The sequence below is a fragment of the Nesterenkonia massiliensis genome (genome assembly GCF_000455245.1).
Taxonomy (GTDB): domain Bacteria; phylum Actinomycetota; class Actinomycetes; order Actinomycetales; family Micrococcaceae; genus Nesterenkonia; species Nesterenkonia rhizosphaerae.
Genome location: NZ_HG005177.1, coordinates 1 through 9929 on the forward strand (window position 1 = coordinate 1; position 9929 = coordinate 9929).

The 9929-nt window shown below is 62.9% G+C and carries 9 protein-coding genes and 1 tRNA gene; 2 read left to right on the top strand and 8 right to left on the bottom strand.

Annotated features, from left to right (window positions below):
• Positions 1 to 286: 286 nt before the first annotated feature.
• The 8 genes from TX78_RS12145 to TX78_RS12180 all read right to left on the bottom strand — a co-directional run bounded on the left by TX78_RS12145 (position 287) and on the right by TX78_RS12180 (position 9036).
• Entirely contained in the window at positions 287 to 1582 is a 1296-nt protein-coding gene (locus TX78_RS12145) for an ABC transporter permease (RefSeq protein ID WP_044496593.1), read from the bottom strand.
• Positions 1582 to 2880, bottom strand: coding sequence for an ABC transporter permease (locus TX78_RS12150; RefSeq protein WP_044496595.1), 1299 nt, complete (start codon positions 2878 to 2880; stop codon positions 1582 to 1584). Before TX78_RS12150 ends, TX78_RS12145 begins: the two co-directional genes overlap by 1 nt.
• Complete coding sequence (locus TX78_RS12155) at positions 2877 to 4457, bottom strand: ABC transporter ATP-binding protein (RefSeq protein WP_044496596.1); 1581 nt, start codon at positions 4455 to 4457, stop codon at positions 2877 to 2879. The genes TX78_RS12150 and TX78_RS12155 overlap by 4 nt, the downstream gene beginning before the upstream one ends.
• A 37-nt stretch (positions 4458 to 4494) precedes the next feature.
• Positions 4495 to 5577 carry a BMP family lipoprotein gene (locus tag TX78_RS12160; RefSeq protein WP_044496598.1) on the bottom strand — a complete coding sequence of 361 codons (1083 nt, stop codon included), beginning with the start codon at positions 5575 to 5577 and terminating at the stop codon, positions 4495 to 4497.
• 155 nt (positions 5578 to 5732) lie between these two features.
• Positions 5733 to 6539: a spermidine synthase gene (locus TX78_RS12165; protein ID WP_044496599.1), complete on the bottom strand. Its 807-nt coding sequence runs from the start codon at positions 6537 to 6539 to the stop codon at positions 5733 to 5735.
• A complete protein-coding gene (locus TX78_RS12170) occupies positions 6536 to 8098 on the bottom strand; it encodes a sodium:solute symporter family protein (protein WP_044496601.1) in 1563 nt (520 codons plus the stop codon). The genes TX78_RS12165 and TX78_RS12170 overlap by 4 nt, the downstream gene beginning before the upstream one ends.
• Position 8099: 1 nt before the next feature.
• Positions 8100 to 8339, bottom strand: coding sequence for a hypothetical protein (locus tag TX78_RS12175; protein ID WP_147640501.1), 240 nt, complete (start codon positions 8337 to 8339; stop codon positions 8100 to 8102).
• Between the two features lie 55 nt (positions 8340 to 8394).
• Positions 8395 to 9036 carry a hypothetical protein gene (locus TX78_RS12180; RefSeq protein ID WP_044496603.1) on the bottom strand — a complete coding sequence of 214 codons (642 nt, stop codon included), beginning with the start codon at positions 9034 to 9036 and terminating at the stop codon, positions 8395 to 8397.
• Between the two features lie 352 nt (positions 9037 to 9388).
• Between TX78_RS12180 and TX78_RS12185 the strand changes: the two genes are divergently transcribed.
• Together TX78_RS12185 and TX78_RS12885 are read left to right on the top strand one after the other, a co-directional pair.
• Positions 9389 to 9464 (top strand) — tRNA-Lys (locus TX78_RS12185).
• Positions 9465 to 9588: 124 nt separating this feature from the next.
• On the top strand, positions 9589 to 9822 hold the full coding sequence (locus TX78_RS12885; RefSeq protein ID WP_147640502.1) for a hypothetical protein: 234 nt from the start codon (positions 9589 to 9591) through the stop codon (positions 9820 to 9822).
• Positions 9823 to 9929 lie beyond the last annotated feature (107 nt).

Here is a 9929-nt window from a genome sequence, read left to right on the forward strand (position 1 = left end):
GGGGTCATCGATTACGCGGGGACTTTTACGTGAGGCACGAGGGATCATTTCCCGGGGACTTGACAGTGAGGCACCACGCCCCGAGCAAAGAGTGATGTCGCCATCGGGCGCCAGACCGCCCGCCGCAACTCCGCTGTCACTGGTCCGCCACAATGGCTGGGATTCCCCGGGCGTTAAGGCCGAAAGTCCCATCCGATGTGGCTCCTACGCCCCTAAAACGGGACATCTGCGCAACAACGGATGGGACGACTCCCCACCAGCAGCGTGCTCCCTGCAGCGCAGGAGGCTATTTAACGTAGGGTTCACCGTTGGCTGCCGGAGGCCGTACTCGGCCCACAAAACCAGCCACCGCGAAGATGGTGATGATGTAGGGCAGCATCAGCAGCACCTCCGAGGGCACTGGGGTGCCGATCGTGGACAAGGTGTTGCCCAGGCTGGTGGAGAATCCGAACAGCAGAGCCGCGAACATTGCGCCCAGCGGGTTCCAGCGCCCCAGGATCATGGCAGCCAGGGCGATGAATCCTTGCCCTGCGGACATCTCCTGCCCGAAGGCGAGGCCCTGACCGACGGTGAAGAACGCACCTCCCAAACCTGCGATGGCGCCGGCGAAGATGACGTTGATGGTCCGGGTGCGGTTGACGTTGATGCCCACAGTGTCAGCTGCTTTGGGATGTTCTCCCACCGCACGGACACGCAGACCCCAGCGAGACCTGAAGAGGAAGACGTACAGTAGCGCCACGATCACATACATCAGGTAGACCAGGATGGTCTGGTTGAACAGGACCGGGCCGATGATCGGGATCTCTGAGAGCACCGGGACCGGCAGGCGTGGAAGCTGCTGACGAGCGTTCCACAGCTGGGAGTTCTGGGTGAGCACCGTGGAGAACAGGAAACTGGTCAGACCAATGACCAGCACGTTGAGCACCACACCCACGATGATCTGGTTGACCTGGTACTTCACAGCGAAGACGACCAGCAGCGCGCCCACAAGGGCACCCGCGATGGGTGCGGCCACCAGGCCCACATACGCGTTGACGAAGACCGAGGCGGCGACTGCTGCGAGGAACGCACCGGCCAGCAGCTGCCCTTCGATGGCGATGTTGATGACGCCGGTGCGCTCTCCGACCAGACCGCACATGGCACCGAAGATCAGCGGCACAGACAGGGCGAGTGCACCGGTCAGCATAGTGACCAAGGGGATGACCGCACCGCGATCGGCCCCGGCCCACACCAGGAAGGCCGCCACGAACAGCACCCCGAAGAGGACGGGATGCCAACGGCCCAAGCGCTTACGCTGGTAGGCGCGCACAAAGGCGAGCACCGCCAGGGCCGCCAATGCAGCGCCGAGCACCCAGTTGGTGGGTGCTGCGGGAACCTCAGCCAGAGGAATCTCGATGAAGTCGGTGGGAGCCCCGAGGCGGAAGCGGGTGACAGCACCTGCGGGGCTGAACAGCGCGAAGACTCCCAGGGCCACCATCGCCATCACCGCATAGGTGATGGGGAACTTCAGGTTCACAGGCTTCAGTGTCGATGATGCCTCTTCGAGTGGCTCGGCGTGTACTGCGACAGTCTCAGTGCTCATCACGCAGCAACCTCCTCAGCCTGCTTCTCGCGGCGTCGACGGGAACGGGACCTGCCGTCGGGACGGGGCAGGAAGAAGATGGCCCGCACTAGCGGGGGTGCGGCGATAAGCAGCACAATCACTGACTGCAGGACCAGCACAATGTCGATCGGTGTTCCGGTCTGCGCCTGCATCAGCACGCCGCCGGCCTTCAGCCCACCGAAGAGCACGCCTGCCAGGAACGTTCCCAAAGGCTTTGAACGACCCAGCAGAGCTACGGTGATGGCATCGAAGCCGATGGTTCCGGCAATGCCGGCGGTGATGCGGTACTCGGTGCCCAACAGATGAGCGGCGCCGCCAAGTCCGCAGAGGGCTCCACCGATAATGAGCACCAGCGCTGTGGCTTTGGCGACGTTGACACCCGCGGTGCGGGCGGCGTCGGGATTCTCACCGATGGCACGCAGCTCGAAGCCGAGCGTTGAACGCTCCATGAGCCACCAGACGAAGAAGGTCGCCGCAATGGCCAGGATAATGCCCGCATGGAGTCGGAATCCGGCACCGAACAGAGTGAATAGCCGGGCCGACTCCTCCACTGGAGAAGACTGAGGCTGGTTGGATCCCGTCTGCACGAACCACTGCTGACGAAGCAGCCATGCCAACAGGTAAAGTGCGATGTTGTTGAGCATGATCGTCACGATCACCTCATTGGCCCCTGTTCGGGCCTTGAGCACACCGGCGATGCCGCCCCAGATGGCGCCACCCAAAATGCCGCCCATCAGAGCCAGCAGCAGGTGCGCACCCACGGGCAAATCCATGGCATAGCCGATGAATCCGGCGAAGGTCACCCCGAGGATGATCTGGCCCTGCCCACCGATGTTCAGCATGCCAGAACGGAAGCCGATGGCGATGCCCAGACCGGCCAGGATCAGCGGCACCGCATAGACCAGGGTCTCGGTGATGGGACGGATGGAGCGCTGCAGCGTGGGTGCCTGCCAGTCATAGACGGCGCCCCGGAAGAGCGAGGAGTACGCGTCCCTGACCACTTGGAAGCTGGTGGTGAAGAAATCGGCGGGCCGCGCGAAGAAATAGCTGGCCGTGGACTGAACCTGCGGGTGTGCAGCGATAATGAGAAGGCCACCCACGGCCAGTGCCACCACCACTGCCAGCAAAGAGATGACCCATGATGTCTGGCTCAGCTCGCGCAGGGCATGGTGCAAACGCCCCTCCGCCTCTTTCAGCGCAGCGCCGGGAGGGCTGCCCTCAGCCGAGGAATCGGCGGCGCTCTCCTTCGGCTGTGTCTTCTCGTTCTGCTCACTCATGCCTGTTCCTTCTCCTCAGCGAGCTCGTCGGCTTCGCCCAGGGCAGTCTGATGTGCTGCTGCCTGCTCCTGCGCTTCCTCCGCCGGGACGCCGGCCATCATCAGGCCAAGGACATCTCGTGAGGTGTCGGCTGGGACGATCCCCACGATCCGTCCCCGGTACATCACCGCGATGCGGTCAGCAAGGTTCAGCACCTCGTCCAACTCCGTGGAGATGACAAGACACGGTGTGCCCTTGTCGCGCTCTTCGATGATGGTGCGGTGGACGAACTCGATGGAGCCGACGTCGAGCCCTCGGGTCGGCTGACTGGCGACGAACAGCCGAAGATCCCGGCTCATCTCTCGGGCGAGGACGACCTTCTGCTGATTGCCGCCGGAGAGTGTGGAGATCGGATCATCCACTGTGCCCATGCGCACGTCGAACCGTGCCGTCTGCTTCTCCGCCGCTTCACGCATGGCCTGGTGCTGCATGACCACTCCCTTGGCATAGGGAGCCCTGTCATACATATCCAGCACAAAGTTTTCGGTGATGGAGAAGCCCGCGATGACACCGTCGGTGGAACGGTCCTCCGGCACGAAGCCGAGACCTGCAGCCAGCCGCTCCTTCACCGTGAGCTTCTTCAGGTCCTGCCCATCCAGTGTGATCGTTCCAGAGGCTGCATGCCGAATCCCCAGGATGGCTTCGGAGAGTTCAGTCTGGCCATTGCCGTCCACACCCGCGACAGCAAGGATCTCGCCCCTGCGGATATCAAGGCTGACGTGGTCCAGTACGATCTTCCCGGCACTGTCCAGCACCGTGAGATCATCCACAGTGAGGCTGACCTCGCCGGTCTGACCCGGCTCTTTATCGGTGGTCAGGCTGACTTGACGGCCCACCATCAGGCTCGCCAGCTTTGTCTCAGTGGATTGTGGAGTAGCTTCTCCCACCACTTTTCCGCGACGGATGACCGTGATGCGGTCCGCAATGGCACGGACCTCACGAAGCTTGTGGGTGATGAAGACGATGCTAGTGCCCGCTTCTTTAAGCTGACGCATAATCGCGATCAGCTCATCGGTCTCTTGAGGAGTAAGCACGGCAGTAGGCTCATCCAGAATCAGGACCTTAGCCTCACGCGAGAGGGCTTTGATGATCTCCACACGCTGCTGTGCACCCACTGGGAGGTCCTCGACGCGCGCATCGGGGTCGACGTCGAACCCAAAGCGCGAAGAGATTTCAAGAACCTTCTGGCGAGCCTGCTCAAAGTTCAGAATGCCCGCCGCTTTGGTGGGCTCATAGCCGAGCACCACCGACTCTGTCACGGTGAAGACCGGGATCAGCATGAAGTGCTGGTGCACCATGCCGATCCCGGCCGCCACCGCGTCACCGGGACCATTGAAGGTCACCGGTTGGTCATCGAGGAGAATCTGACCCTCATCCGGGGAGTACAGCCCGTAGATGGTGTTCATGAGGGTGGACTTGCCCGCCCCATTCTCTCCAAGAAGAGCATGGATCTCTCCGGGCTCCACCGTCAGATCGATCTGATCATTGGCGGTAAAGGTGCCGAAGCGTTTGGTGACACCCTTGAGCTGCAGCTTCATGCGGCTAGTGCTCCTCGATGATGAAAGGAAATGCGAATCAGGGAGCGTTGACGGATTCCACCACGGTCTCGCCGCTGATGATCTCCTCGCGAAGCTCCTCCACCTTTTCCTTGACCTCGTCCGGCACTTCGTCCTCGAAGTCATGGAAGGGAGCCAGGCCGACACCGTCGTTCTCCAGGGTGCCAACATAGGGCTCTGCGGTGAAGTTACCGTTCACGCCCTCTTCGATAGTGTCGAAGGTGGCCTGGGTGATCTGCTTCAGCACCGAGGTCAGGATGATGTTGCCATACTCGGTGGACTCGTAGCCGTCAGAGTCAACCCAGATCATCTTGGCCTCAGCCTCTTCAATGGCCGGGCCTGCGCCCACACCAGATGCACCGGCGACGGGCATGATGACGTCAGCGTCCTGAGCCAGGAGCTGCTCAGTCAGAGTGCGGCCTGCGTTCTGATCTTGGAAGCCACCGGAGAAGGAACCGGACTGAGCGTCCTTGTCCCAACCGACCAGCTCGACGTCGCCGTCGTTGTCGCTGTTGTAGCGGTCGACGCCGTCGGCGAAGCCGTCCATGAAGACGGTGACGGACGGAATCTGCAGGCCGCCCCAGGTACCCACCACGTCAGTCTCGGACACGGCTGCAGCCACGTAGCCGGCCAGGTAGGCGGCCTCGGAGGTGTTGAACACCAGTGGCTTAGCGTTTTCAAGCTCCTCCGGGACCCACTCGTCGATGAGCGCGAAAGTGGTCTCCGGGTTAGCTGCAGCGGCCTCGCTGATGGCATCTGCCAGCAGGAATCCGACGCCGAAGACCAGGTCACAGCCCTGCTGGACCATGGAGTCAACGTTCGGACCGAACTGATCCTCAGAGTGTGATTCCACTTCGGCGTGGTCGATCCCGAACTCTTCGTCGGCGTTCATCAAACCCGCGTAGGCGGACTGGTTGAAGGACTGGTCGTTCCAGCCGCCGTCGTCGGAGACAACGCAGGCCTTGAAATCGACTTCTTCAGCCGCCAGTGCTGACTCGTCTGTCTCGGGGGCCTCATCTGGGGCCTCTCCGCAGGCGGAAAGGATCAGCGCGGCGGCTGCGGTGGCAGCAAGCGCGCCACTGGTCTTGAAAGACCTCTTCATGGGGTGCTCCTCAGGTGTGCGAGTGAGTGAGTTGATGACGGAATATTACGCCAGTTTCCTGCATCAATGTTGCGCCGGTGTTTTACGGCTTCTTTGCCGTTCAGCATTGCTGAGTGTAGTGGAGACCACATCATGCCTGCCTCGTGCGGGAAAAGCTACTGGCACCACTGCTGGAGTTCCGGGCCGGTGAGCACCTCACCTGGATGCGGCCCGGCTGCCCAGATGCGCGAGAGCTCAGCCTCAGTGAACGCGTGCTCGGCGGCCACGGCGAAGACCAGATTGCCTTCTTCAGCGGCACCCAGCACGGCGTCGGGTGCGCTCAGCAGCGCCTGCTCAGAGGAGAATCCGCGTGACTCAATCGCCTGCAGGAGTCTGCCCACCAGCCGGCGGGCAAAGCTCATATCTGCTTCATCGCCGAAGTTCATCAGCATCTTTCCAGCAGGGGTCAGCAGCTGCATCACCTGCGCAAAGAACTCCGCAGAGGTGATGGGCTCCGGCGCCTGAGCGGAATTGAACAGGTCAATAACGACGACGTCGAAGCGGCGTCCACTAAGTACTCCATCAGGGGCGGTGGCCGCTGCAGCATCGGCCACAATGTTCTCCGGCCTGGGCTCCAGGGGTAGGTGCTCAAGGACGAAGTCCACCAGTTCCGGCTCGATGTCCAGCACCGTCTGAGCGATCTCCGGCCAGCGCTGCTGCAGCCAGCGCGGCAGGGTCATCGCCCCGGCTCCCAAGTGCAGGGCGGTGGCGGGGGCGGTGGTCAGAGTGTTGCTCAGCACTGCGCGCATGCGGCGGATGTAGTCATGGAGCAGGAAGCTGGGATCAGCGACCTCCACATGGGACTGTTCGGCACCGCCGATGCTTAAGACCACCCCGGAATCGGTCAAGGTGTCCCGGGTCAGTTCGGCGGTTTTCCCGGAGAAGCTCAGCCGGGTGCTCTGCGGAAGTGACGGGGTGGTCACCGTTGGGACCCCGTGGCGATGGCCGGGGCGGCGGGAGTCGGCTCTGTGGACCCGGCCTTGCGGCGTCGTCGTGAGGCCTTGATGAAGTCTTCAGCGTGTTCGGCCGGTGCTCGAGTGGCCAGGCTGACCAGGATGAAGACGCTGGTGGCCGCCAGGATTCCCCAGACGCCGCTGCCCTGGCCCAGGAACCGGGTGCTGGTGGCTTCGAGGTAGAGCACGATGGCGCCGGCGACCAGCACGGAGGTGATCACACCTGCTGCTGTGCCGCGCTTCCAGAAGAACGCACCGATGATGGGCGGGACCATCACCAGCAGGCCTGCCGAGGCAGAGACTGAGAGCACTGCGATCAGGTCTAGCTGCAGATGCGCGAAACCGTAGGCCAGGACGGCGATGACCGGGATGACAAGTTTGCCCACCAGCAGTTGGCGTCCCTCGGCGGAGTGTCCCGCTGGGGTGTCTGCGGCTGAGGTGTGTTCGTCACTGCCGAGGCGACGGGCGGCCGGGGCGTAGACATCGCGGCTGACCATGGAGGACAGCGTGAGCATGATCGAGTCGATGGTGGAGATAGCTGCAGCCATGATGCCCACCATGACAATGATGCCCAACGGAAGCGGAACCAGCCCTGAGGCCAGCAGCGTGGGGGTGGCCTGGTCGCCGGAGGCTAGGTCCTGGAACTCGAGCCGGGCGGTGAGCCCCCAGACCACGGTGATCATGGTGTAGATGAACCCGAAGGCCATAAAGCCCAGCATCATCCGGCGCAGATCCCGCAGGGAACCGGGGGTATAGAGCCGCTGGCTGACCTGCGGGTTGGAGATCATGAAGAAGATCCACGGCAGGGTCAAGGCCAGGAACGTGCTGAAAGTGAAGTACCCGGTGCCCGGGACGCTGAGCGCGCCGGGATCGGCGGCAAGCCGGTCAAAGAAGGTCCCGAGCCCGCCGAGCTGCCTGATCACCAAGATCACCACAAGGGAGGCGCTGACGATCATCACGACCGCCTGCAGGGAGTCAGTCCAGGCTACAGAACGAAGCCCGGCGATCATGGCGAAGATGATGGCCAGCACTGTGGCCACAGTGGTGCCCTGGGTGAAAGTGATGGCACCGCCGGACATGCCCGAGAGCAAGTAGCCGACACCGGCCAGCTGAACGGCGGCATAGGGAATTAGGAAGAGGCAGGAGGCAAGCGCCGTCGTCGCGCCTGCGGCTTTGCTGCGGTAGCGATGCCCGATCATCTCAGTGGGGGTGACGTAGCCATAGGCCTGGCCCACCCGCCAGAAACGCGGACCAAAGATGAGCATCAGCGTGACACCGCATAGATACAGCAGCTCAAAGCCCAGGGCGCCCACTCCCCCGGCGTAGGTCAGCCCGGCCAGGCCGATCATCATGAAGGCCGAATAGGTGGTGGCTGAGTAGCTCATGGCGGAGACGAAACCGCCCATCCGCCGGCTGCCCAAGAAGTAGTCGGACATCGTGCGGGAGGTACCGCGGCGGGAAAGCACCGCGGCTGCCAGTGCGATGACCACGTAAATGGCCACGCCGAGCCAGATCCAAGAGGCGTCCATCTCAGTCCTCCCAGCCGAAGGCCAACACGGCGTTGATGATCAGCACTGCCAGGGTGGTCAGGGTCCAGAAAAGGAAGCTGCCGTACCAGGCGTTGATATCGCTGAGCAGGGTGTAGGGCACCAGATACATCAGCACGATGATGACCGCTACTGCCGCCAGCAGCCAACGCCGGACCCGGCGAGGAGTGGTGGCACTGGGCTCAACTGAGGGCGCCTGAGTGGAGGATGAGAAATGGCTCACAGGTGGCGAGTCTAGTCGCTGCTGGCAGTGCACCCTGTGATGCGCGGCATAGTCATCAGTCCAGAGTGCCGGCCCGGTAGGCCCGCGCACTGGACTCCAGTTCCTCTGCGGTGGTGACCAGTTGCGAGGCCCGGGCAGTCAGCCGAAGCGCGTCCTGGGGGCTGATATCTGCGTGCCGGTCCGCCCACAGCGCCTGACCGCGGGCGATGACGCGGCAGAAGGCGCTTGCCCGGTCAAAGGCCACATCCACCTCACCGGAGTACATCCCGGCCAGCACTTGGTCTGCCAGGCGGGTCATTTCCTCCGCAGTAGGGGGCTCGGGTACACCAGCGATCGCCGCCGGAGCCGAATGGGAGCGACCCAGCCGGTAGTAATCGCTCATGCGCTGCGGGTTCTTCTGCACCGCTGAGCGCAACGCGTAGATCCGCCAGAGCGAACCGGCCAGCGAGCGGGGCGGCGAATGGGACCACAGCTCAGCGATGGCCTCCAGGCCCTCAGTCTCAGCCAGCCGGACGAACCGCGCGGTTGCCTCCGGGTCTGCAGCATTGCGGCCGCGGGTCACCAGCGCGTGGGCGGTGTCATGGGCGGCCTGAGAAATATCGGCCGGGTCGGCCCCGCCTTCACGGCGGTCGAAGGTCGCTGGATCACTGTAGGCCGGACGGCGGTAGCGAGGGGATCCTGCAGATCTGGCACTCATAAGTTCAGGCCTCCTTTCGGGCAGCCCATTATGCCGGGGGCGACGCTGAGGTGCCAGGCTGGCCGCCGTCGTCGTACTCCTCCAGGAACTCTGCAGGAAGTATCCAGCTGAGCGTTTCTAGAGTGTTTGCCGACACATCAGCCTGAGCAGCAAAGCACAAGGACGGAACATGACGGAAACGACGACGACAGCGGCAGATACTTCACACCTGCTGGCTCCAGTCCTCGCCTCCTCCGCTGCCCTGGCGCTGCTGCTGAGCACTCAGGTCGCTAATGATGAGGACGAATAGTCTGCGGCTGAGCCGGTGCGCTACGATGGAGCCTGGCCTTTTTGGCCACATTCCTTAAGACCAGGGCCTTTAGCTCAGTTGGTAGAGCATCGGACTTTTAATCCGCTGGTCGCGGGTTCGAGCCCCGCAGGGCCCACCAGAGTGTCGTTGTTCAAACCGGCGACGTTTCCGGTTCGAATCCCCGATTCCGCGGTCCCCGTTTGGTGGGTGGCTGCGGTGTTGTGTATCTGGGGGTTGAACAGCAGGTCGAAGGGTGTGCCTGGTTGGCCGTCTATGGTGTCGTCGTCGGTGACGGTCAGCCGTTCGAAGAACGCTTGGTTAGCGATTCGGCGCATCGAGTCGTCCAGGCTCATGTAGATCGCGTGGCAGTCCCCTGCCAGTGCCAGGCAGTCATCGAGGTGGGCGCGGGCTTGGTCGTACTCGATTTCCCCGGCCTCGATCCGGGCATCGAGGAACGCAATCCGGTGCCCGATCCTGTCTTGCTCGGTCTTGAGTAGATCCAGTGGGACCGCGCCAGCGTAGTGCGCTTGCAGGAGCTTAGTGCGTTCATCGCGTAGCTTCTCCCGCTCGGCCCGGTGTGTTTTGCGGTCTTCTTGTTCGGAGT